The 21041-nt window shown below is 69.7% G+C and carries 23 protein-coding genes; 12 read left to right on the top strand and 11 right to left on the bottom strand.

What is annotated here, in order from left to right:
- Positions 1 to 160: 160 nt before the first annotated feature.
- Positions 161 to 1426, top strand: a complete 1266-nt coding sequence (locus tag ABD056_RS20230; RefSeq protein WP_343869732.1) for an ATP-binding protein — start codon at positions 161 to 163, stop codon at positions 1424 to 1426.
- 35 nt (positions 1427 to 1461) lie between these two features.
- Positions 1462 to 1932: a GNAT family N-acetyltransferase gene (locus ABD056_RS20225; RefSeq protein ID WP_343869731.1), complete on the top strand. Its 471-nt coding sequence runs from the start codon at positions 1462 to 1464 to the stop codon at positions 1930 to 1932.
- A 7-nt stretch (positions 1933 to 1939) separates the two neighbouring features.
- Here the strand turns inward: ABD056_RS20225 and ABD056_RS20220 are convergent, their stop codons facing one another.
- On the bottom strand, positions 1940 to 2533 hold the full coding sequence (locus tag ABD056_RS20220) for a hypothetical protein (protein ID WP_343869729.1): 594 nt from the start codon (positions 2531 to 2533) through the stop codon (positions 1940 to 1942).
- A gap of 250 nt (positions 2534 to 2783) precedes the next feature.
- On the opposite strand from ABD056_RS20220, the gene ABD056_RS20215 reads away from it, so the two are divergent.
- The 3 genes from ABD056_RS20215 to ABD056_RS20205 are packed head-to-tail and all read left to right on the top strand — an operon-like array spanning position 2784 to position 6284.
- Positions 2784 to 3938, top strand: a complete 1155-nt coding sequence (locus tag ABD056_RS20215) for an HlyD family secretion protein (protein ID WP_343869727.1) — start codon at positions 2784 to 2786, stop codon at positions 3936 to 3938.
- Between the two features lie 12 nt (positions 3939 to 3950).
- Positions 3951 to 5576 (top strand): DHA2 family efflux MFS transporter permease subunit, encoded by a 1626-nt coding sequence (locus ABD056_RS20210; RefSeq protein WP_343869725.1) that lies wholly within the window; start codon positions 3951 to 3953, stop codon positions 5574 to 5576.
- 60 nt (positions 5577 to 5636) lie between these two features.
- The gene (locus ABD056_RS20205) at positions 5637 to 6284 is read left to right on the top strand and encodes a TetR/AcrR family transcriptional regulator (protein ID WP_343869723.1); all 648 of its coding nucleotides are present in this window, start codon (positions 5637 to 5639) and stop codon (positions 6282 to 6284) included.
- On the opposite strand, the gene ABD056_RS20200 is transcribed toward ABD056_RS20205, so the two are convergent.
- From ABD056_RS20200 to ABD056_RS20155, 10 genes are all read right to left on the bottom strand, one after another.
- Positions 6285 to 7025 carry a phosphatase PAP2 family protein gene (locus ABD056_RS20200; RefSeq protein WP_343869721.1) on the bottom strand — a complete coding sequence of 247 codons (741 nt, stop codon included), beginning with the start codon at positions 7023 to 7025 and terminating at the stop codon, positions 6285 to 6287.
- A 65-nt stretch (positions 7026 to 7090) separates the two neighbouring features.
- Positions 7091 to 8194 (bottom strand): redox-regulated ATPase YchF, encoded by a 1104-nt coding sequence (gene ychF, locus ABD056_RS20195; protein ID WP_343869720.1) that lies wholly within the window; start codon positions 8192 to 8194, stop codon positions 7091 to 7093.
- Positions 8195 to 8196: 2 nt separating this feature from the next.
- Complete coding sequence (gene pth, locus ABD056_RS20190) at positions 8197 to 8937, bottom strand: aminoacyl-tRNA hydrolase (RefSeq protein WP_343869718.1); 741 nt, start codon at positions 8935 to 8937, stop codon at positions 8197 to 8199.
- 27 nt (positions 8938 to 8964) lie between these two features.
- Positions 8965 to 9573: a 50S ribosomal protein L25/general stress protein Ctc gene (locus tag ABD056_RS20185; protein WP_343869717.1), complete on the bottom strand. Its 609-nt coding sequence runs from the start codon at positions 9571 to 9573 to the stop codon at positions 8965 to 8967.
- Positions 9574 to 9742: 169 nt separating this feature from the next.
- Positions 9743 to 10129 (bottom strand): type II toxin-antitoxin system VapC family toxin, encoded by a 387-nt coding sequence (locus ABD056_RS20180; protein ID WP_343869716.1) that lies wholly within the window; start codon positions 10127 to 10129, stop codon positions 9743 to 9745.
- Entirely contained in the window at positions 10126 to 10371 is a 246-nt protein-coding gene (locus tag ABD056_RS20175) for a hypothetical protein (protein ID WP_343869714.1), read from the bottom strand. The genes ABD056_RS20180 and ABD056_RS20175 overlap by 4 nt, the downstream gene beginning before the upstream one ends.
- Before the next feature lie 78 nt (positions 10372 to 10449).
- Positions 10450 to 10839 carry a type II toxin-antitoxin system VapC family toxin gene (locus tag ABD056_RS20170; RefSeq protein ID WP_343869712.1) on the bottom strand — a complete coding sequence of 130 codons (390 nt, stop codon included), beginning with the start codon at positions 10837 to 10839 and terminating at the stop codon, positions 10450 to 10452.
- On the bottom strand, positions 10836 to 11087 hold the full coding sequence (locus tag ABD056_RS20165) for a hypothetical protein (protein WP_343869709.1): 252 nt from the start codon (positions 11085 to 11087) through the stop codon (positions 10836 to 10838). Before ABD056_RS20165 ends, ABD056_RS20170 begins: the two co-directional genes overlap by 4 nt.
- Positions 11088 to 11159: 72 nt before the next feature.
- Positions 11160 to 12092, bottom strand: coding sequence for a ribose-phosphate pyrophosphokinase (locus ABD056_RS20160; protein WP_343869706.1), 933 nt, complete (start codon positions 12090 to 12092; stop codon positions 11160 to 11162).
- 196 nt (positions 12093 to 12288) lie between these two features.
- The gene (locus ABD056_RS20155; RefSeq protein ID WP_343869703.1) at positions 12289 to 13866 is read right to left on the bottom strand and encodes a polyphosphate kinase; all 1578 of its coding nucleotides are present in this window, start codon (positions 13864 to 13866) and stop codon (positions 12289 to 12291) included.
- 288 nt (positions 13867 to 14154) lie between these two features.
- On the opposite strand from ABD056_RS20155, the gene gap reads away from it, so the two are divergent.
- The 7 genes from gap to trpA all read left to right on the top strand — a co-directional run bounded on the left by gap (position 14155) and on the right by trpA (position 20998).
- Positions 14155 to 15162 (top strand): type I glyceraldehyde-3-phosphate dehydrogenase, encoded by a 1008-nt coding sequence (gene gap / locus ABD056_RS20150; RefSeq protein WP_343869702.1) that lies wholly within the window; start codon positions 14155 to 14157, stop codon positions 15160 to 15162.
- Between the two features lie 111 nt (positions 15163 to 15273).
- Positions 15274 to 16467, top strand: coding sequence for a phosphoglycerate kinase (locus ABD056_RS20145; RefSeq protein WP_343869700.1), 1194 nt, complete (start codon positions 15274 to 15276; stop codon positions 16465 to 16467).
- 162 nt (positions 16468 to 16629) lie between these two features.
- A complete protein-coding gene (locus ABD056_RS20140; RefSeq protein ID WP_343869698.1) occupies positions 16630 to 17262 on the top strand; it encodes a TetR/AcrR family transcriptional regulator in 633 nt (210 codons plus the stop codon).
- Positions 17263 to 17288: 26 nt separating this feature from the next.
- Positions 17289 to 18137, top strand: a complete 849-nt coding sequence (locus ABD056_RS20135; protein ID WP_343869696.1) for a DUF6920 family protein — start codon at positions 17289 to 17291, stop codon at positions 18135 to 18137.
- Positions 18138 to 18229: 92 nt separating this feature from the next.
- The gene (locus ABD056_RS20130; protein WP_343869694.1) at positions 18230 to 18889 is read left to right on the top strand and encodes a TetR/AcrR family transcriptional regulator; all 660 of its coding nucleotides are present in this window, start codon (positions 18230 to 18232) and stop codon (positions 18887 to 18889) included.
- 25 nt (positions 18890 to 18914) lie between these two features.
- Complete coding sequence (gene trpB, locus ABD056_RS20125) at positions 18915 to 20141, top strand: tryptophan synthase subunit beta (protein ID WP_343869692.1); 1227 nt, start codon at positions 18915 to 18917, stop codon at positions 20139 to 20141.
- Positions 20138 to 20998 (top strand): tryptophan synthase subunit alpha, encoded by an 861-nt coding sequence (gene trpA / locus ABD056_RS20120; protein ID WP_343869690.1) that lies wholly within the window; start codon positions 20138 to 20140, stop codon positions 20996 to 20998. The genes trpB and trpA overlap by 4 nt, the downstream gene beginning before the upstream one ends.
- Positions 20999 to 21041: the final 43 nt, after the last annotated feature.

The raw sequence follows: 21041 nt of genomic DNA, 5'->3' as shown, positions 1-21041 counted from the left end.
CCCCCCCCCCCCCCCCCCCCCCCCCCCCCCCCCCCCCCCCCCCCCCCCCCCCCCCGCCCGGCCGGCGGGCGGTCCGCGCGGCTGGCGGCGGCTGCATCTGCACCTCGGCACCCCAACCTTCCTGCGCAACCTGGCGCCGCGCAGCCTGATGGGGCGGTCGGTGCTGATCATCATCACGCCGCTGGTGGTGACCCAGGTGGTGGCGGCCATCATCTTCTACGACAACCACTGGGGCACCATGCTGCGGCGGCTGACCGGCGCCATCGCCGGCGAGATCGCCATGGTGACCGACATGCTGCGCCACGAGCCGGAACTGGCGGAGCGCGAATGGCTGCTGGAAACCGCCCGCCTGCGCCTGCACCTCGACCTGCAGCTGCATGAAGGGGAGATCCTGCCCAACCGGCCGCCCACCCTCGGCAACAGCCAGATGGAGCAGGCGCTGGCCTCGGCGCTGGAGAACCAGGTCAAGCGGCCCTTCGTCATCGACGCCGACAGCCTGGACGACCGGGTGGAAATCCTGGTGCAGCTGCCCGAAGGGGTGCTGGAGGTGCTGGCCCCGCGCAAGCGCCTGTTCTCCTCCACCACCTACATCTTCGTGCTGTGGATGGTCGGCACCTCCATGCTGCTCATGGGCATCGCCACCATCTTCATGCGCAACCAGGTGCGCAGCGTGCGCAAGCTGGCCGCCACCGCCAACAGCTTCGGCAAGGGCCGCGACGTGCCGCGGCTGAAGGAGGAAGGCGCGCGCGAGGTGCGGCAGGCCAGCCACGCCTTCAACCTCATGCGCGACCGCATCTCGCGCCAGATCGAGCAGCGGACCGAGATGCTAGCCGGCGTCTCCCACGACCTGCGCACGCCGCTCACCCGCATGAAGCTGCAACTGGCCATGCTGGGCGACGACGAGGACATCGCCGCCCTGCGCGAGGACGTGGAGGAAATGGAGCGCATGCTGGCCGACTACCTCGCCTTCGCCCGCGGCGAGGGGACGGAGACCAGCGCCCCGGCCGACCTGTCGGCGCTGCTGCAGGATGTGGTCAGCCGCTTCCGCCGCCAGTCCCATGCCGTCGACCTGCACCTGGAAGAAGACATCACCCTGCCGCTGAAGCGCCGCGCCATGGAGCGCTGCCTGTCCAACCTGATCGGCAACGCCTGCCGCTATGCCGGCCATGTGGCGGTGCGGGCGGGCCTGCGCGGCGAGATGGCGGTGATCCTCATCGACGACGACGGCCCCGGCATTCCGCCGGACAAGCGCGAACAGGTGTTCAAGGCCTTCTTCCGCCTGGAAAGCTCGCGCAATCCGCGCACCGGCGGCACCGGGCTCGGCCTGACCATTGCCCGCGACATCGCCCGCAGCCACGGCGGCGAGATCACGCTGGAGGACAGCCCGCTCGGCGGTCTGCGGGTGCGGGTGGACCTGCCGCTGTAAACGACGCAGCGGCCTGACGGGGAGGGGGATGCAGCATGCATGTCAGACGCGGCACGCCGGCCGACCGGCCGTTCATGATGGGCCTGGCCGGCCGGCTGGCGGGGGTGGCGGATTTTCCGTGGCGCACGCCGGCGGAGCTTGAGGCCTTCCAGCACGCCTTCATGACCGAGGCGCTGGCGCGGCCGGACACCCTGACCCTGGTGGCGGAAGAGGCTGACGGCGGGCCGCTGCTCGGCTTCGCGGCCATGGAGCCCCACCCCGACGACATCACCGGCGGGCCGGGCGGCTACCTGTCGCTGCTGGCGGTGACGCAGGCGGCGGAAGGGCGCGGCGTCGCCCGCGCCCTGGTGGCGGCGGCGGAGGAGACGGCGCGGCAGCAGGGCTGGCAGGTGCTGGCGCTGGACGTGTTCGCCACCAACGCCCGCGGCCGCCGGTTCTACGACAGCCTCGGCTTCCGGGCGGAGACGCTGCGGCTGGTCAAGCCGCTGCCCCCCGCCGAGGGCTGAGCGGTCCTTACAGGCGCTGCTGCAGGGCGGCGACGATCTGGTCGGTGTAGGGCGTCACCGCCTGCACGTCTTCCTTGGGCGCCTGGGCGAACATGCTGACGGCCAGCAGCAGGCCCTTCAGCATGGTGCGGTCCTGCGGCGTGATGTCGGGGTTGGTATCCAGTTCCCGCTCCGCCGCCCGCAGCGGGTTGTCGGCCCCCTGGCGGTCGAGCGCCATCACCCCCAGCGCCTTGGTCACCCGGTTGGCGACGCCGGCCCAGTCCTCGGGGTTCTCGAAGCCGTGGCGGCCGACGGCGCTGTCGAGGTCGCTGTAGGCGGCGGTGCCGCGCAGCCCTTCCACCATCATCGCGAACGGATTGCCCGCCAGCGCCTGCGGCTTCAGCACCGTCGGCGCCACCTGGCGGGCGGTGTCCTGGTGGCGGTCGGTCCACAGGCGGATGGCCGGGATCGACTCGATGAAGGCCTCGATGGTCGGGCCGTTGAGCGGCGCCGCCGCCTGCTGCGAGGCGGCCTGCACCGGCGACGCGGCAACCACCGGCAGGGCAGCCACCGGAACGGCGGCGGCAACGGCGGCGAGCAGCAGGGCGGGCAGTCGGGGCATGGGGCCTTCCTTCCTCAGGAACTGGTCTGGTCGTCAAACGGCACCCTACACAACGCCTGTGGCGGGATGAAGGCGGTCATGCGGCCTCCGCAGGGCTGCGGCGCGGTCTTCGGAGGTAAATCTGGACGGGGCAGTCCAATTTGCGGCTTGCGAGCGTCTTCATCTGCCGCTACCTTGGAATTCATGGACGCGGCAGTCCATCAATGTCTTGGATCAGCCGCTTGCACCCCGTCGATGGAGACCAGGACCGATGCGCAAGCCCGCGCTGATGATCGTCGCCGCTGCCACCCTGCTGGCCGCCGGCGGCACCTACGGGTGGCAGTGGTACAGCCACGGCCGCTTCGTGGAGACGACCGACAATGCCTATGTCCGCAGCGATGTGGTGACGGTGGCGCCCAAGGTGGCCGGCTACGTCACCCGCCTGCCGGTGACCCACAACCAGCGGATCGCCGCCGGCGATGTGCTGGTGGTGATCGACGACGCCGACTACCGCGCCAAGGTCGCCCAGGCCGAGGCGGCGGTGCAGGCGGCGCAGGCGGCGGTGACCGTCATCGACCGCCAGGCCGCCCAGAGCACCAGCCTGATCACCGAGGCCGAAGCGCGGGTGCGCGCCGCCGGGGCGGACCGGGCGCGGGCCGGCGACGACCTCAAGCGCTACAAGGCGCTGAGCGAGTCGCAGTATGCCTCCACCCAGAAATACCAGTCGGCCCTGGCCGATGCCCGCAAGTCCGACGCCGCCGTCGCCCAGGCGGAGGCGGCCCTGGCCGCCCAGCGCTCCACCCTCGACCTGCTGGCCGCCCAGCGCCTGCAGGCGGAAGCCGAGGTGGCGCGGGCACGGGCGGCGCTGGAGGAAGCCCGCATCGCCCTCGCCAACACCGTCATCCGCGCTGCCGCCGACGGCGTGGTCGGCAACCTGGGGGTGGAGGTCGGCCAGTACGTCAGCCCCGGCCGCCAGGTCATGAGCGTGGTGCCGGTGGACGAGGTCTATGTGGTCGCCAACTTCAAGGAGACTCAGCTCGGCCGCGTGCGCGTCGGCCAGCCGGTGGACCTGCACGTCGATGCCTACCCCGACCGCACCTTCGCCGGCGTGGTCGACAGCGTGGCGCCCGGCAGCGGCGCCGTGTTCAGCCTGCTGCCGCCCGACAACGCCACCGGCAACTTCACCAAGATCGTCCAGCGCGTGCCGGTGAAGATCCGGCTGGTGGACGGCACCCCCGGCGACGCCCTGCTGGTGCCCGGCCTGTCGGTGGAGGCCAGCGTCAACACCCGCGCCGCCACCGAGGGCGACGGCAGCGGCCGGGCGCTGGCCGGCCTGTCGGCCCTCGGCCTGACGCCGGCCACCGCCTTCGCCGCCACCCCGGCGACCGAAACCGCCGCCGCTCCCTCTCCCGCCGCGTCCAACTGAGGCCGCCCCGCCATGACCGCCGCCACCTCCACCGCCATCCCAGCCGCCACCCCGGCCGCCGAGGCCGCTGCTGCCGCCGCCGTGCCGCCGCCGGCCCGGCCGGCGGTGGGGCTCGGGCCGAAGCTGGGCTTCCTGGCCATGGTGGTCGGGATGTTCATGGCCATCCTCGACATCCAGATCGTCGCCGCCTCCCTGGCCGAGATCCAGGCCGGGCTGGCCGCCAGCGCCGACGAGATCATCTGGGTGCAGAACAGCTACCTGATCGCCGAAGTCATCATGATCCCGCTATCGGGGTATCTGGCGCGGGCCTTCGGCACCCGCTGGACCTTCGTGCTGTCGGCCGGCGGCTTCACCCTCACCAGCTTGCTGTGCGCCTTCGCCACCAGCATGGACCAGATGATCGTCTTCCGCGCCCTGCAGGGGTTCGTCGGCGGCGCCATGATCCCGCTGGTGTTCGCGTCGGCCTATACCATCTTCCCGCGCGACAAGCAGGCCGGCGTGACGGTGGTGGTCGGTCTGGTGGCGACCATCGCCCCCACCGTCGGCCCCACCCTCGGCGGCTGGCTGACCGAAACCCTGTCGTGGCACTGGCTGTTCCTGGTCAACGTGGTGCCGGGGGCCATCGTCACCGCCGTGGTCTGGGCGCTGATCGACATCGACCGGCCGCAGCCGCACCTGATCCGCAGCATGGACGTGCCGGGGCTGCTGATGATGGCGCTGTTCCTCGGCAGCCTCGACTTCGTGCTGGAGGACGGCGCCCGCAACGACTGGTTCGACGACCACCACATCCTCACCTTCTCCATCGTCGCGGCGGTGGCCGGCATCGGCTTCTTCTGGCGCACGCTGACGGCGCGCAACCCCATCGTCGACCTGACCGCCTTCAAGGACCGCAACTTCGCCACCGGCTGCCTGTTCAGCTTCGTGCTCGGCATCTCGCTCTACGGCCTCGTGTACCTGCAGCCGCAGTTCCTGGCGCGGGTGCGGGACCTGAACGCCCTGCAGATCGGCGAGGTGATGTTCGTCACCGGCCTGGCGCAGTTCCTGTCCGCCCCCATCGCCGGCGGCCTGTCGCGCAAGGTGGACCCGCGCCTCATGCTGTCCATCGGCTTCGGGCTGATCGCGGTCTCCAACATCATGCTGACCAACCTGACCCCCGAGTCGGACTATTGGGAACTGTTCCTGCCCCAGATCCTGCGCGGCATGGGGTTCATGTTCGGCATCATTCCGGTCAACGTGCTGGCGCTCGGCACCCTGCCGCCGGAAAAGTTGAAGAATGCGTCGGGCCTTTACAACCTGATGCGCAACCTGGGCGGCGCCTTCGGGCTGGCCGGCATCACCACCGTCATGACCGAGCGCAGCGCCTTCCACTGGGCGCGGCTGTCGGAACACGTCAACCCGGCGCGGCCGGAGGTGCAGGGCCGCATCGACGCCCTGGCCGCCCGCCTGGCCGAGCAGGTGCCCGGCATCGACGGCGAAGTGGCGGCGGTGAAGATGATCGCCGGCGAAGTCATGCGCCAGGTGACGGTGCTGACCTTCATCGACGTGTTCTGGCTGATGTCCCTGGTGGTGGGAGGTGCCATTGCGGTTGTCATCCTGGCCCGCAAGCCCGACCATGCGAAAAGCGCCGGCGGCCACTGAGGCCGTCGTCGCAGCCCCTCCGTGCCAGAGAGCCCTCGCCTGCAGCAAGAAGGCCGTTCCGTGTCAGAGACCCCCTGTTGTGCCAAGCCCGCCGCCCGCGGCCGCCGGCCCGACCCGCGCAAGCGGGCCGCCATCATCGAGGCCGCCGCCAACCTGTTCGTCAGCCACGGCTACGGCATCACCATGGATGCCATCGCCGCCCAGGCCGGCGTCTCCAAGCAGACCATCTACAACGCCTTTTCCACCAAGGAAGACCTGTTCGCCGCCGTCATCACCTCCCGGGTGGAGACGGTGCTGGGCGGCCTGTCGCGCCCCCTGGCCGATGCCCGGCCGGAGGACGTGCTGCGGCAGGTGGCGGCACAGTTCCTGCGCTTCATCGCCGGCGGCGCATCGGTCTGCGTGCAGCGCATGATCATCATGTCGGGCAGCGAGGCGGAACCCGATCTCGCCCGTCGGTTCTATGAAAACGGCCCGCGCCGCGCCGTCGGCCTGCTGGCCGCCTACCTGCGGCAGGAGACCGCCGCCGGCCGCCTGCAGGTGGACGATGCCGACCTGGCGGCGGAAAGCTTCCTCGGCATGCTCAACGGCCACGTCCACATGCGCCGGCTGCTCGGCCTGCAGATCCAGTGGGATGACGAGGAACTGGCCCGCAAGGTGGACTACAGCGTCGCCGTGTTCCTGAAGGCGCACGGCGTTTCGCCCGCCTAGTCAGTCCGTTTCCGGCCCCGAGTCGCGGATGGTGCGGCGGCGCATCAGCACCTCCGCCACCGCCCGGCACAGCAGCGCCCAGGCGGCGCCGATGATCCAGCCGGCGGCCACGTCGGTGGGCCAGTGGACGCCCAGGAACACCCGGCTCAGGCCGACCAGCAGGGCGATCACCAGCGCCGAGGCCATGATGAACACCTTCAGCCGCCGGCTGGGCTGCACCGCCGCCAGCAGGGCGCCGAGGGTGAGGTAGGTGACGGCCGCCAGGGTGGAATGGCCGCTGGGGAAGCTGAGGGTGTGGACGTCCACCAGATGCGGCACCAGATCGGGCCGCGCCCGCTGGAACACCAGCTTGAGGCCGTGGCTGATGAGCATGCCGCCGCCGATGGACACCAGCACCAGCGCCGCCGCCCCCCACCGCCGCGACAGGCCGAGGTAGCCGATCACCAGCAGCGTCACCAGGGTGAGGACGGTGAACCCGCCGAGCGCCGTGATGTCGGTCGCCACCTGGGCGATCCACGGCGGGCCGACCGGGTCCTGGGTCAGCGGATCGCGGAAGAACAGCAGGATCTGCGAATCGAAGGTGTGGGTTTCATCTTCCGCCACTTCGTCGGCGATGATCCCGAAGACCCACAGGGCGGCGAAGACCGCCAGCAGGATGGTCAGCAGCCGCGCCTCCCGCCGCGCCAGCAGCAGGGCGGCGGGGGTGGAGCGGCGCAGGCGGGTGAGGGCGGTCGTCAGCATGGTGGCCGATCAACGCCCGGTGGTGGCGGCAGGCTGCCGCCGCCACCACCGTTACCGCTGACCTGTCAGACGTTGAACAGGAAGTGCATGACGTCGCCGTCCTGCACCACGTACTCCTTGCCTTCCGCCCGCATCTTGCCGGCCTCCTTGGCGCCCACTTCGCCGTTGCAGGCGACGTAGTCGTCATAGGCGATGGTTTCGGCGCGGATGTAGCCGCGTTCGAAGTCGGTGTGGATCTGGCCCGCGGCTTCCGGGCCCTTGGCGCCCTTGCGGACGGTCCAGGCGCGGGCTTCCTTGGGGCCGACGGTGAAGAAGCTGATCAGGTGCAGCAGCTCGAACCCGGCGCGGATCACCCGCGACAGGCCGGTTTCCTGCAGGCCGAGGTCTTCCAGGAAGGCCTGCTTCTCCGCCGGGTCGTCCAGCTGCGCCACTTCCGCCTCGATGGCGGCGGAGATGACGACGGTGGCGGCACCCTGGGCGCGGGCCATCTCGGCCACCTTCTCCGACAGGGCGTTGCCGGTGGCGGCGGCGGATTCCTCCACGTTGCAGACGTAGAGCACCGGCTTGGCGGTCAGCAGCTGCAGCTGGCGAAAGATCTTCATGCCGTCCTCGTCGGACGGGCGGGCGGTGCGGGCGGGCTTGCCGTCGCGCAGGGCGGCCAGCACCGGCTCCATCACCGCGACCCACTCCTTGGCGTCCTTCTCGCCCGACTTGGCCTTCTTCTGGAGCGGCACGATGCGCCGCTCCAGGCTGTCCAGGTCGGCGAGCATCAGCTCGGTCTCGATGGTCTCGGCGTCGCGGATGGGATCGACCGAGTTCTCGACGTGGGTGATGTTGTCATCCTCGAAGCAGCGCAGCACCTGCACGATGGCGTCGGTCTCGCGGATGTTGGCGAGGAACTGGTTGCCCAGGCCCTCCCCGCGCGAGGCGCCGCGCACCAGGCCGGCGATGTCGACGAATTCCAGCTGGGTCGGGATGATCTGCTTGGAGCCGGCAATCTTCGCCAGCACCTCAAGGCGCGGGTCGGGCACGGCGACGCGGCCGACGTTGGGCTCGATGGTGCAGAACGGGAAGTTGGCCGCCTGGGCCGCCGCCGTCGAGGTCAGCGCATTGAAGAGGGTCGACTTGCCGACGTTGGGCAGGCCGACGATGCCACAGTTGAAACCCATCTCTACGACGACTCCGTTCCGTTGGGGCCCGAAAGCTTCGCCTTGGCCTTTTCGAGCGCGATCTGCAGGGCATTCTTGCCGGCATCGGCGTCCGCCGGGGCGGCACCGGTGGCGGGGCCAGAGCCGGCGGGGCCGGAGGTGACCGGCGCCGGGCGCGGCGGCTTCGGGGCCGGCGGCGGCGCGATGTCCAGCGTCACCTTGTTCATGAAGCCGCCCTCGTTGCCCTTCACGAGCAGCGGCAGGTGGGCGGCGACCGAGGCCAGCAGCGGCTCCAGCCAGGCCTCGTCGGCCTTGGCGAAGTCGTGCAGCACGTAGTTCGCCACCTGCTCCTTGGTGGCCGGGCGGCCGACGCCCAGGCGCACCCGCCAGTAATCCTTGCCGATGTGCTGGTCGAGCGACCGCAGGCCGTTGTGGCCGGCGTGGCCGCCGCCCTGCTTGACCCGCAGCTTGCCCGGCGGCAGTTCGATCTCGTCGTACACGACGATCACGTCCTTGGGCAGGATCTTGTAGAAGCGCACCGCCTCGCCGACCGCCTGACCGGACAGGTTCATGTAGGTCAGCGGCTTCATGACGATGACTTTTTCACCGCCGACGGTGCCGTCGGCGATCTCCGCCTGGAACTTGCCGCGCCAGGGGGAAAAAGCGTGGCGGCGGACGATTTCGTCCGCCGCCATGAAGCCGATGTTGTGGCGGTTTCTGGCGTATCCCGCACCGGGATTGCCAAGGCCGACCACCAGACGCATCGGAAACTCCCTTGCTCAGGGGACGCCTCAGGCGCCTTCGCCCTCGGCAGCCGCTTCGGACTTCATGCCCGACGGCGCGGCGATGGTGCAGATGGTGAAGTCGCGGTCGGTGATGGTCGGCGCAACGCCGGCCGGCAGCGTCACGGCGCTGATGTGCACCGAGTCGTTGATGTCCACACCGGCCAGATCGACCTCGATGGCTTCCGGCAGGGCGTTCGCCTTGGCCTTCACCTCGATCTCGTGGCGCACGATGTTCAGCACGCCGCCGCGCTTGATGCCCGGGCAGCGGTCCTGGTTGATGAAGTGCACCGGCACTTCGACCACCACGTCGGTGTCGGCGGACACGCGCATGAAGTCGACGGCGATGGGCGCATCGGTCACCGGGTGGAACTGCACGTCGTGGACCATCACCGTCTCGGTGTCGCCGCCTTCGATCGCCAGATCGAACACGCGGGTCGAGAAGCCGGCCTTGTGCATGGCCGCCATCAGCGGACGGGGGTCGATGGAGACCAGGACGGGCGCCTGCTTGTTGCCGTAGACCACGCCGGGCACGAGGCCCTGACGACGGGTCGCACGGGCTGCCCCCTTACCTGCCCGGTCGCGTCGAGTGACGTTCAGGGTGTTTTCATTGGCCATTTTGATGCTCCTAGGGTTGGCCTGTCACGCCATGGGCCTCCAGGGGTGCCCAAGACGCAAGACCCCGCGTCTGCCGGCGGGGCCTCGGAAAGCGGGTTGTTTACCCCGGATGAGGGCGGAAGGCAACCGGGAATGGCCGCGTGCGGGGGGTAGGGCGCGCGGATGCGCCTCACCAGATGCGGCGGACGCCGAAGTCGTCCAGGGCGCTGTCGCAGGACACCAGCGCCATGTCCTCGCTCAGGGCCTGGGCAGCCAGCATGCGGTCGAACGGATCGCGGTGGTCGCCGGGCAGGAGTCCCGCCGCCTGGGCATGATCAAGGGTGACGTCAAGCGTCAGGAAGCCCTGCAGCCAGAGCGTCCGGCGCAGATCGTGGACCCACGGCTTGATGGTCGGCAGCTTGCCCAGCCGGAACTTGATGGTCAGTTCCAGGGCGCTTATGGCGCTGACGTAGGCGGTGCGGCGATGGGTGCTGACGGTTTCCTGCACCCGGGCGGGCAGGCGGTCGCTGCCCTCCAGCCACCACAGGAGGGCATGCGTGTCGAGCAGCAGCCTCACGGATCGCGACCTTCCCACGCCCGCAGTTCTTCCTCCGGCAGCGGGTCGAAGAAGCTGTCGTCGAGGTGGATCAGGCCCTTCATGGAGCCGAATCGCGGCAGCGGCCGCTCTTCCCCCTCCCGCCGCACGAAGCTGCCGACGACGGCGTCGCCGTCCTTCAGTTCCACTTCGTCGCCGGCGCGGGTGGAGGCCAGCACCTCCGCCAGCTTCGGGTCCTTCATCTGAACGGTGATCTTGCCCATGACAAACGCCCCACATCGTCCTGCCGGACAATATGGGGCGTTACGGGCGGCGGCGTCAAACGACGGCCGGCCGGCGTCTCACCAGAGGCGGCGGACGCCGAAGTCGTCCAGGGCTTCGTCGCGGGAGACGATGGTCATATCCTCAAGCAGGGCCTGGGCTGCCAGCATGCGGTCGAACGGGTCGCGGTGGAGCCCCGTCAGACTGCCGGCCGTCTCTCCATGGCGCGCCGTGACAGGAAGTTCGGCAAACCCTGCCATTTCAATAAGATGCGGCAGCCCGTCCACCGGCAACCGCGGCCACAGGGGCAGCTTTCCCAGGCGGATCAGGGTCGCCAGTTCCCAGACCGATGCCGCGCTCACCCTGGTGGAGCCTGCGTTCTGCTCGATCTGCTCGCGCAGGGAGGACGGCAGCCGCGGATTGCCCTCCACCCACCAGATGAAGGCGTGGGTGTCCAGCAGCAGTCTCAATAGTCGCCACTCCGCAGTCCCAGGTCTGCCGGCGGGATCGGGCCGACGATGGAGTCGTCGCTGAAACCGGCGATGCGGGGCCGCAACATCCCGAAGGTGCTGCGGGCTTCCGCAGGGTCCCCCTCCCGCCGCACGAAGCTGCCGACGACGGCGTCGCCGTCCTTCAGTTCCACTTCGTCGCCGGCGCGGGTGGAGGCCAGTACCTCCGCCAGCTTCGGGTCCTTCATCTGAACGGTGATCTTGCCCATGACAAACGCCCCACATCGTCCTGCCGGACAATATGGGGCGTTGCAGGCGGTAACGTCAAACGACGGCCGGTGTCAGTCGAACAGGCTGGACACCGAGCGTTCGTCGCTGATGCGGTCGATGGCTTCGGCCAGCAGCGGCGCGATGGTGATCTGGCGGATGTTGTCGGCCAGCCGCACCGCTTCGGTCGCCTGGATGGAGTCGGTGATCACCAGCTCCTTCAGCGGCGAGGAGGTGACGCGGGCAACCGCGCCGCCCGACAGCACGCCGTGGGTGACGTAGGCCGAGACGCTCTTGGCGCCGGCGTTCATCAGGGCGACAGCGGCATTGCACAGCGTGCCGGCGGAGTCGACGATGTCGTCCACCAGGATGCAGTTGCGGCCCTTCACGTCACCGATGATGTTCATCACCTCCGACACGCCGGCGCGCTCGCGGCGCTTGTCGATGATGGCGAGGTCGGCCTCGATGCGCTTGGCGATGCCGCGGGCGCGCACCACGCCGCCGACGTCCGGCGACACCACCATCAGGTTCTCGCCGGCGTAGCGGTCCTTGATGTCCTGCACGAACACCGGGGCGGAGTACAGGTTGTCGAGCGGGATGTCGAAGAAGCCCTGGATCTGGCCGGAGTGCAGGTCCAGCGTCACCACGCGGTTGGCGCCGGCCTGGGTGATCAGGTTGGCCACCAGCTTGGCGGTGATCGGCGTGCGCGGGCCGGTCTTGCGGTCCTGGCGGGCGTAGCCGAAGTAGGGCACCACCGCGGTGATGCGGCGGGCGGAACCGCGGCGCAGCGCATCGAGCGTCACCAGCAGTTCCATCAGGTTGTCGTTGGCGGGGTAGCTGGTCGGCTGGACGACGAAGACGTCCTCGCCGCGCACGTTTTCCTGGATCTCGACGAAGACTTCCATGTCCGAGAAGCGGCGGACGGTGGCGTGGGTCAGTTCAAGATGCAGGTAGGCCGCAATGGCCTCGGCAAGCGGGCGGTTGGCGTTGCAGGCGAGGACTTTCATGCCTTCGGGTCCCGGGGCGCGTGATGGGGAAATGGGAAAACCCGGTCGCGCAGGCGCTCCCGGGCGGGGCGGACTTTATCAACGGCACCCCGGGGTGTAAACCCGTCTTCACCGCGCTGTAACGGTGGTCTGGCAAGCGTTTCCGCCGGCCGCCGCGCCGCACCGGCAACCGGCGCGGGCGATGGCCGGCGGTGCCTCAGCCGAGGCGCTTTTCCAGGGCGTCGCAGAAGGTTTCCATGGCCTTCACGCGGGCGTGGCGCTTGTCGTTCGCTTCCACCAGCGTCCACGGCGCGGTGTGGGTGGAGGTGCGCTCGATCATCTCGTTCACCGCCGTCTCGTAGGCGTCCCACTTCTCGCGGTTGCGCCAGTCCTCGTCGGTCAGCTTCCAGCGCTTGTAGGCGATCTGCTCCCGCTGCTTGAAGCGTTCGTGCTGTTCTTCCTTGGTGATGTGGAACCAGTACTTCACCAGGACGGAGCCGTGCTCGATCAGCTGTTCCTCGAAGTCGCGGATTTCCGAATAGGCGCGCTTCCATTCCTCCTGCGTCGCGAAACCTTCCACCCGCTCCACCAGCACGCGGCCGTACCAGCTGCGGTCGTAGATGGTCACCCGGCCGGCGCGCGACAGGTGGCGCCAGAACCGCCACAGGTAATGGTGGGCGCGTTCTTCGTCAGTGGGGGCGGCGACCGGGATCACCTGATAATCGCGCGCATCCAGGCCGGCGGTCATGCGGCGGATGGCGCCGCCCTTGCCGGCGGCGTCCCAGCCTTCGAACACCAGGATGGAACTCACCCCTTCGGCCCGCGCCCGGCGCTGCAGGCCGTTCAGGCGGGCGCGCTGGATCTGCAGCTGCTCGGCATAGCCCTTCTTGTCGTAGCTGCGCGTCATGTCGAGGCTCGACAGGATCGACGGCATGCGGCTGAGGATGGCGGTGCCGACCGGGTCGGTCCCCGCCGCGACGGCCTCGGGCACGGCGGTTTCGGCCGCGGTCGCGGCGGCGGTGGCGGCCGGGTGCTGCTTCTTCTGCTTCGAGTCGAGGGTGGTCACCAGCCGCTTGCGCATCTTCTGGGCGTCCATGTGGCGGCGGGCGGCATCGCGGATGGCGGTGAGCACGGTCAGCGAGCGGTAGCGCGGGTCCAGCCCCTCGACGATCTGCCACGGCGCATGGCCCATGCTGGTCTGCACGATCAGCCGTTCCGAGGCGGTGATGAAGTCGTCGTACATCTCCCAGTGCTTCCAGTCGCGTTCGGTGACGCGCCAGGATTCGTGGGGGTCCTTCTCCAGCGTCTTCAGCCGCTTCTTCTGTTCCTTCTTGCCGAGGTGCATCCAGAACTTGAGGATCAGCGCGCCGTCGTCGGCCAGCTCCTTCTCGAAGGTGGCGATGCGGTTGAGGCGTTCGTCGAACTGGGCGTCGCCGATGCGGTTCCAGGCGCGGTCGAGCAGCGGCTGGGAGTACCAGGCGGAGAGGAACAGGCCGATCTTGCCGCGCGGCGGCAGGTCGCGCCAGTAGCGCCAGAACAGCGGCCGCTCGCGCTCTTCCTCCGACGGTTCGGTATAGGCGCGGGTGACGATCCAGCGCGGGTCCATCCACTCGTTGAGGAGGTTCATGGTCTCGCTCTTGCCGGCGCCGTCGACGCCGGCGAACAGGATGACGACCGGGAAGTCGCAGGTGCGCAGCTGCTGCTGCAGGTCCACCATGTCGATGCGCAGGGCATCGGCGACGGCCTCGAAATCTTCCTTCGAGACGGTGCGGCCCAATTCGGCGGTGCGGAACATCCCCTCTCTCCCCTCCGGCGTTCATAGGTCTGACGGCAAAGAGACTACCCGCCGCGCCGCCGCATGCAACGGCCCAAGTCACTGATATGACGGAGGTCGTGAAAGTCCTACGCTGGCGGGTGGGTTTGCGCTGCGGTGGACGCCGGACTGTCACCGGAATGGTGCTGGATTCGGCCGCGGTTCTGTGAGAAACGATAGAACCCGTTTTTGCCGCCCCGACGGGCGGTTAGATCGTTTTCGGACCGGCCCCGCCCTCGGGGCCGCAAGACCATTGTGACGGAGGATGGTATGGCAGTTCGCGTTGCGATTAACGGCTTTGGACGCATTGGCCGCCTTGTTCTGCGCGCCCTCGTCGAGTCCGGCCGCTCGGACATCGAAGTCGTCGCGATCAACGACCTTGGCTCGGCCGAGGCCAATGCGCACCTGCTCAAGTATGACTCCGTCCACGGCATCCTGCCGGCCGAGGTCTCGGTCGAAGGCGACAGCATGGTGGTCGGCGACAAGCGCATCAAGGTCATCGCCGAGCGTGACCCGACCAAGCTGCCGTGGGCCGACCTGAAGGTCGACATCGTTGCCGAGTGCACCGGCATCTTCACCGACAAGGACAAGGCGAAGGTCCACCTGGACGCCGGCGCCAAGCGCGTGCTGGTCTCCGCCCCGTCCAAGGGCGCCGACCTGACCGTCGTCTACGGCGTCAACCACGACAAGCTGAGCGCCGACCACCTGGTGGTCTCCAACGCCTCCTGCACCACCAACTGCCTTGCGCCGGTGGCCTGGGTGCTGAACGAGACGTTCGGCGTGCAGCACGGCTTCATGACCACCATCCACGCCTACACCGGCGACCAGCGCACCGTGGACACCCTGCACAAGGACCTGTACCGCGCCCGCGCCGCCGCCATGTCCATGATCCCGACCTCCACCGGCGCCGCCAAGGCCGTCGGCCTGGTGCTGCCGGAACTGGCCGGCAAGCTGGACGGCGTGGCCGTGCGCGTGCCGACCGCCAACGTCTCGCTGGTCGACCTCAAGGTGGTGCTCGGCAAGACCGTCACCGCCGACGAAGTCAACGCCGCCATCAAGGAAGCCGCCAACGGCCGCCTGAAGGGCATCCTCGGCTACAACGAGCTGCCGCTGGTGTCGATCGACTTCAACCACAACGCCAACAGCTCCACCTTCGACGCGCCGGGCACCAAGGTGCTGGAAGGCAACTTCGTGCGCGTGATGTCGTGGTACGATAACGAGTGGGGCTTCTCCAACCGCATGCTCGACACCGCCGTGGCCATGGGCAAGCTGATCTGATCCGGCTGCCCGCCGCGCGATACGAAAGCACTGCATGCCGCCCCCGCGAACACCTGCTCGCGGGGGCGGTTCCCCATGGACCGGATGCGATCTGACGAGAGGAAGTTTTCCATGGCCGACTTCAAGACCATCGACGACATCGATGTGGCCGGCAAGCGCGTGCTGGTGCGCTCCGACCTCAACGTGCCGATGAAGGACGGCAAGGTCACCGACACCACCCGCATCGACCGTTCCTGCGACACCATCCGCGATCTGGTCGCCAAGGGCGCCAAGGTCGTCGTGCTGTCCCACTTCGGCCGTCCCAAGGGCAAGCGCAACGACGACATGAGCCTGAAGCCGGTGGCCGAGGCGCTGTCCGCCGCCCTTGGCACCCCGGTCGCCTTCGCCGACGACTGCATCGGCCCGGCCGCCGAAACGGTGGTCAACGGCCTGGCCTCCGGCGAGGTGGCGCTGCTGGAAAACCTGCGCTTCCACGCCGAGGAAGAAAAGAACGACCCCGGCTTCGCCCGCACCCTGTCGACGCTGGGCGACGTCTACGTCAACGATGCCTTCTCGGCCGCCCACCGCGCCCACGCCTCCACCGAGGGCGTCGCCCACCTGCTGCCGAGCGCCGCCGGCCGCCTGATGCAGGCGGAGCTGGAGGCGCTGACCAAGGCGCTGGGCAAGCCGGAACGGCCGGCGGCGGCGCTGGTCGGCGGCGCCAAGATCTCCACCAAGCTCGACGTTCTCGGCAATCTGATCGAGAAGGTGGACATGATCATCATCGGCGGCGGCATGGCCAATACCTTCCTGTTCGCCAAGGGCATCGCCATCGGCAAGTCCCTGTGCGAGTCGGACATGGCCGACACCGCCCGCGCCATCATGGAAAAGGCGGAAAAGGCCGGCTGCGAGATCGTGCTGCCGCAGGACGTGGTGGTGGCGCCCGAGTTCAAGGAAGGCGCCCCGGCCACCACCGTCGCCTTCGACGCGGTGCCGGAAGACCAGATGATCCTCGACATCGGCCCGCAGGCCATCGAGACGCTGAAGCAGAAGCTGGCCGGCTGCAAGACGCTGGTGTGGAACGGCCCGCTCGGCGCCTTCGAGATCAAGCCGTTCGACACCGCCACCAACGCCATCGCACAGGAAGCCGCCCGCCTCACCGCCGAAGGCAAGCTGCTGACGGTGGCCGGCGGCGGCGATACCGTCTCGGCCCTGGCCAATGCGGGGGTGGAGGGGCAGTTCTCCTACGTCTCCACCGCCGGCGGCGCCTTCCTGGAATGGCTGGAAGGCAAGACCCTGCCGGGCGTCGCCGCGCTGGCCGACTGATCCTCGGCGGCGGGCGGACCGCAGTACGGAAAGAAGGGCGTCCGGCCATGGCCGGGCGCCCTTTTCCTATGCCTGGGGGAGGGGTGCAGCGGCGGCTTGACGCAGAAATTAATGATGTTAAATTAATCTCATTAATTTCCTCGCCCATGACCAGAGTCCGCCATGGCACGCCCCCGCAAGGACCAGCAGATCGACATTCCGGCCCGCGCGGTCGAAGAGACCATGCGGCTGCTCGACACGCAGGAGGCGGCGGCGATCACCCTGGCGCAGGTGGCGGCCGCCGTCGGGTGTCGGGCGCCGGCGCTCTATGCCTACTTCGCCGGCCGGGAGGCGCTGCTGCGGGCCGTGCATGACGCCGGCTTCCGCCTGCTGCTGGAGGAGAAGCTGGCGGTGGCGGCGCGCCATGCCGACGCCCCGCTGGACCGCCTGCGGGAGGGTGGCCTTGCCTACCTCCGCTTCGCCGCCGAGCATCCCGGCCTCTACCGGCTGATGTTCTCGCCGCCCGCCGGTGCCGACCTGCCGGACGATCCCTTCGCCACCGATGCCGGCGCCGGCTGCCTGGCCATGCTGGAGCGCGCCATCGCCGCCTGCCAGGCCGAGGGTTACCTGCCCGGGCGGCCGGCGGCGCAGGTGGCCTTCACCCTGTGGTCGGCGGTGCATGGGGCCGCCTCGCTGGTGCTGCAGGGGCGGGCGCCGGTGCCGGCCGGGCAGGACGCCATGGCCGCCGCCGCCGGGGTGGTGGCCGACCTGATGGACTTCATCCGCCGCAGCCGGCCGTCGCCGGACCGGCCCTGAACCCACATCCATCGAAGGGGGAGATCATGCGTCGTCGTTACTGGTACGTGGCCGCGCCGCTGGCGCTGGCCGTGGCCGCCGTGGCCGGCTGGGTCGGCGTCTCGGCGATCCTGACGGAGCGGGAGATTGCTGCCCACGCCGCCGCCATCCGCGACATCGCCGGCCGCCATCCCTCGGCCGCCGCCGATGCCGCCGCCCTGGCCGCCCTGCCGCCGCCGGTGCAGCGGTATCTCGCCTTCGCCGTGCCGGACGCGCAGGCCCGCTTCCGCACCGTCACCCTGACGGCGGAGGGCGACTTCCGCCGCCCGCTGACCGAAGGCTTCAGCCCCACCACCGCCGCCCAGACCATCGCCGTCGGCACCCCGGCGCTGATGTTCGACGCCACCACCCCGCTCGGCCCGGTGCTGTGGGCGCGGGCCTATGATTTCTTCGCCGACGGACGCATGGAGATGCGTGCCCGCATCGCCTCCGCCCTCACCGTCGTCGACGAAAGCGCCACCGAGGCGCTCAACCGCACCTCCCTGCGGCGCTGGCTGCTGGAAAGCCCGCTCTACCCCATGGCCCTGCTGCCCGGCGGCCCGGTGCGGTGGGAGGCCATCGACGACAGTCGCGCCCGCGCCATCGTCTCAGGCTTCGGGCTGGAGGCGGCCATGGTGGCGACCTTCCGCCCCGACGGCAGCCTCGCCAGCTTCGACGCCGAGCAGGACGGCGACCTGACCACGCCCTACCACGGCTCCGGCGAGCACGCCGCCCGCAGCGACTACCGCCCGGTAGCCGGCATGATGATCCCGCACGCCTTCGAAATCGCCCGCGCCGCCGGCGGCGCCATCCATCCGTTCTGGACCGGCCGCATCACCACCATCCGCTTTGAATAGGAGGGCGCCGGGCGGTTGGCGCTTGCATGACTGACCCGTCAGTCATATAAGAGGGGTGTCGTTTCACCACCCCTCGGGAGCCCGCCGCCGCCATGACCGCCGCCCCTGCCCCCACCGCTGCCCGCTCCGGCCGGCGCTCGCGCGTCGGGGACAGCCGTGAGGACCGCGAGGCGGTCATCATCGCGGCCGGTCTGGCCGAGTTCCTGGAGAAGGGCTACGCCGCCACCCGCGTCGACGATGTCGCGAGGCAGGCGGGCGTCGCCAAGGGCACCGTCTACCTTTATTTCCCGTCGAAGGAAGACCTGTTCCACGCCGTCATCCGCCACAGCATCGCGCCGCTGGTGGATGTGGTGGAGGCGGTGGCCGCCACCCCCGGCGCCTCTGCCGCCGCCGTGCTGAAGCAGGTGCTGGCGACCCTCTACGCCGAAGTGGCGGGCACCGAGCGGCGCGAGGTGTTCCGCCTGCTTATCGCCGAAAGCGGCCGTTTTCCGCAGCTTGCCGCCTATGCCCACACCGTGGTGGTGCGCCGTGGCGCCGCCGCCCTGCGGGCGCTGGTGGCCGAGGCGGTGGCGCGCGGCGAGTTCCGCCCCGGCCCGGCCACCGAGCGGCCGGAGGTGGTGATGGGCCCGGCGGTGCTGGCCCTGGTGTGGACGCTGGTGTTCCACGACATCGCGCCGCTTGATCTCGACGCCGTGCTCGACGCCCACGTTGACCTGATGCTGCGCGGCCTTGCCGCCGCGCCCGCGACCTGAACCCCTGGCACGAAAGCGCTTGGACATGCCCCAGACCCTCAACACCTATCGCGCCGGCGCCGATGAACGCGGCCACTTCGGCCTGTTCGGCGGCCGCTACGTCGCCGAGACGCTGATGCCGCTCATCCTGGAGCTGGAGGAGGCCTACAACGCCGCCAAGGACGATCCCGCCTTCCACGCGGAACTGCGCGGCCTGCTGACCAACTACGTCGGCCGTCCGAGCCCGCTCTATTTCGCCAGCCGCATGACCGAAGCCTGCGGCGGCGCCCGCATCTACTTCAAGCGCGAAGACCTGAACCACACCGGCGCGCACAAGATCAACAACTGCATGGGCCAGATCCTGCTGGCCCGCCGCATGGGCAAGACCCGCATCATCGCCGAGACCGGCGCCGGCCAGCACGGCGTCGCCACCGCCACCGTCTGCGCCCTGTTCGGCATGAAGTGCGTGATCTACATGGGCGAGACCGACATCGAGCGGCAGGCCCCCAACGTCTTCCGCATGAAGCTGCTGGGGGCGGAGGTGAAGCCGGTCACCAGCGGCTCGCGCACCCTCAAGGACGCCATGAACGAGGCGCTGCGCGACTGGGTGACCAACGTGCACGACACCTTCTACATCATCGGCACCGTCGCCGGCCCGCACCCCTATCCCAGCCTGGTGCGCGACTTCCAGTGCGTCATCGGCGAAGAAGCCAGGGAACAGGTGCTGAAGGCCGAGGGCCGCCTGCCCGACAGCCTGGTCGCCTGCGTCGGCGGCGGTTCCAACGCCATGGGCCTGTTCCATCCCTTCCTGGACGACAGCAGCGTGCGCATCGTCGGGGTGGAGGCGGCCGGCCACGGCGTCGACACCACCCAGCACGCCGCCTCGCTCACCGGCGGCCGGCCGGGCGTGCTGCACGGCAACCGCACCTATCTGCTGCAGGATGCCGACGGCCAGATCACCGAGGCGCATTCCATTTCCGCCGGCCTCGACTACCCCGGCATCGGCCCCGAACATGCGTGGCTGAAGGATGTCGGCCGGGTGGAGTATGTCGCCATCACCGATGCGGAGGCGGTGGACGCCTTCCAGAAGACCACCCGCCTGGAAGGCATCATCCCGGCGCTGGAAAGCAGCCATGCCGTCGCCCACGCCATGAAATGGGCGCCGACGCTGCCGCAGGATCACGTCATGGTCGTCTGCATGTCGGGCCGTGGCGACAAGGACGTCAACACCATCGCCAAGGCGATGGGTCAGGACATGGGAGCCTCGCTGTGACCGCCGCCGCCCTTTCCCCCGCCGTCATCACCCGCGACCGGCTGGCCGAGCGCTTCGCCCGCCTGAAGGCCGAGAACCGCGGCGGCCTCGTCATCTACACCATGGCCGGCGACCCCGACGCGGCGACGGCGCTGGAGATCATGAAGGGCCTGCCGGCCGCCGGCGCCGACGTGATCGAGCTGGGCATGCCGTTCTCCGACCCCATGGCCGACGGCCCGGCCATCCAGGCTGCCGCCCTGCGGGCGCTGAAGGACGGCATGACGCTGCAGCGGACGCTCGACACCCTGCGCGCCTTCCGCGACGGCGACGACGACACGCCGGTGGTGCTGATGGGCTACTACAACCCCATCTACCAGTACGGCCCGCAGCGGTTTGCCGAGGCCGCCCGCGCCGCCGGCTGCGACGCCCTGATCATCGTCGACCTGCCGCCGGAGGAAGCGCCGGAGCTGAACGAGCATCTCGACCGCGTCGGCATCCACCTCATCTTCCTCACCACCCCGACCACCACCGCAAAGCGGCTGCCGGCGGTGCTGAAGGAAGCCGGCGGGTTCCTCTACTACGTCTCCATCACCGGCATCACCGGCGCCGCCTCCGCCGCCGAGGCCGACGTGGCGGCGGCGGTGGCGGGCATCCGCGCCCATACCGACCTGCCGATCGCCGTCGGGTTCGGCATCCGCACGCCGGACCAGGCGGCCGCCTTCGCCCGCATCGCCGATGCGGCGGTGGTCGGCTCGGCGGTGGTGGCGCAGATTGCCGGCAGCCTCGACGCCGACGGCCGGGCGACGGCCGAGACGGTGACAAAGCCGCTGGCGCTGGTGCAGGCCCTGGCCGGCGGCATGCGGGCGGCGCGCGGCTGATCGCCGCCCCGCCGGCGCCGGGGCCGGGACCGCGCCGCGCCGG

It is taken from the genome of Caenispirillum bisanense, from assembly GCF_039523075.1.
GTDB lineage: Bacteria > Pseudomonadota > Alphaproteobacteria > Rhodospirillales > Rhodospirillaceae > Caenispirillum > Caenispirillum bisanense.
Note: the sequence above shows the minus strand (reverse complement) of the source record. Positions and strands in the feature narration are given on the sequence as shown.

Coding starts and splice junctions, on each gene's coding strand:
- ABD056_RS20185 (WP_343869717.1), bottom strand. CDS start 9,573: ATGGCCAATGAAAACACCCTGAACGTCACTCGACGCGACCGGGCAGGT.
- gap (WP_343869702.1), top strand. CDS start 14,155: ATGGCAGTTCGCGTTGCGATTAACGGCTTTGGACGCATTGGCCGCCTT.
- ABD056_RS20225 (WP_343869731.1), top strand. CDS start 1,462: ATGCATGTCAGACGCGGCACGCCGGCCGACCGGCCGTTCATGATGGGC.
- ABD056_RS20145 (WP_343869700.1), top strand. CDS start 15,274: ATGGCCGACTTCAAGACCATCGACGACATCGATGTGGCCGGCAAGCGC.
- ABD056_RS20130 (WP_343869694.1), top strand. CDS start 18,230: ATGACCGCCGCCCCTGCCCCCACCGCTGCCCGCTCCGGCCGGCGCTCG.
- ABD056_RS20210 (WP_343869725.1), top strand. CDS start 3,951: ATGACCGCCGCCACCTCCACCGCCATCCCAGCCGCCACCCCGGCCGCC.
- ABD056_RS20160 (WP_343869706.1), bottom strand. CDS start 12,092: ATGAAAGTCCTCGCCTGCAACGCCAACCGCCCGCTTGCCGAGGCCATT.
- ABD056_RS20140 (WP_343869698.1), top strand. CDS start 16,630: ATGGCACGCCCCCGCAAGGACCAGCAGATCGACATTCCGGCCCGCGCG.
- ABD056_RS20200 (WP_343869721.1), bottom strand. CDS start 7,025: ATGCTGACGACCGCCCTCACCCGCCTGCGCCGCTCCACCCCCGCCGCC.
- pth (WP_343869718.1), bottom strand. CDS start 8,937: ATGCGTCTGGTGGTCGGCCTTGGCAATCCCGGTGCGGGATACGCCAGA.
- ABD056_RS20165 (WP_343869709.1), bottom strand. CDS start 11,087: ATGGGCAAGATCACCGTTCAGATGAAGGACCCGAAGCTGGCGGAGGTA.
- ABD056_RS20135 (WP_343869696.1), top strand. CDS start 17,289: ATGCGTCGTCGTTACTGGTACGTGGCCGCGCCGCTGGCGCTGGCCGTG.
- ABD056_RS20155 (WP_343869703.1), bottom strand. CDS start 13,866: ATGTTCCGCACCGCCGAATTGGGCCGCACCGTCTCGAAGGAAGATTTC.
- ABD056_RS20220 (WP_343869729.1), bottom strand. CDS start 2,533: ATGCCCCGACTGCCCGCCCTGCTGCTCGCCGCCGTTGCCGCCGCCGTT.
- ABD056_RS20175 (WP_343869714.1), bottom strand. CDS start 10,371: ATGGGCAAGATCACCGTTCAGATGAAGGACCCGAAGCTGGCGGAGGTG.
- trpB (WP_343869692.1), top strand. CDS start 18,915: ATGCCCCAGACCCTCAACACCTATCGCGCCGGCGCCGATGAACGCGGC.
- ychF (WP_343869720.1), bottom strand. CDS start 8,194: ATGGGTTTCAACTGTGGCATCGTCGGCCTGCCCAACGTCGGCAAGTCG.
- ABD056_RS20215 (WP_343869727.1), top strand. CDS start 2,784: ATGCGCAAGCCCGCGCTGATGATCGTCGCCGCTGCCACCCTGCTGGCC.